The sequence below is a fragment of the Bradyrhizobium sp. Kon58 genome (assembly GCF_055807455.1).
Genome location: NZ_JBVVOT010000342.1, coordinates 1 through 295, shown reverse-complemented (window position 1 = coordinate 295; position 295 = coordinate 1). Strand labels below are relative to the sequence as shown.

The window sequence follows — 295 nt, the reverse complement described above, 5'->3', positions numbered from 1 at the left end:
GTTGCACCGCCGGGTGCGCCTCGCCACGTAACTGACGCACCGCCTCGATCAACCTGACCATGCCGCCGCGATGGCCTGGGTGGTTGTTGCACAATCCGCCGCCGTCGGTGTTGACGGCCAACCTGCCCACCCCGCTGATCAGTTGGCCATCGGCGACGAACGCACCGCCTCGGCCGGGTGCGCAGAAACCGAGGTTTTCCAGCTGGATCAGTACGGTGATGGTGAAGCTGTCGTACAACGAGGCGTAGCGGATATCCGCAGGCGTAAGCCCGGCCTCGGCGAATGCATTGGCGCC

The 295-nt window shown here is 65.4% G+C and carries 1 protein-coding gene; it reads right to left on the bottom strand.

Translation table 11 applies throughout. From position 1 onward, the window contains the following. On the bottom strand, positions 1-295 hold a 295-nt coding region (locus AC0L20_RS40705; protein ID WP_473295778.1), incomplete at both ends, for a thiolase C-terminal domain-containing protein.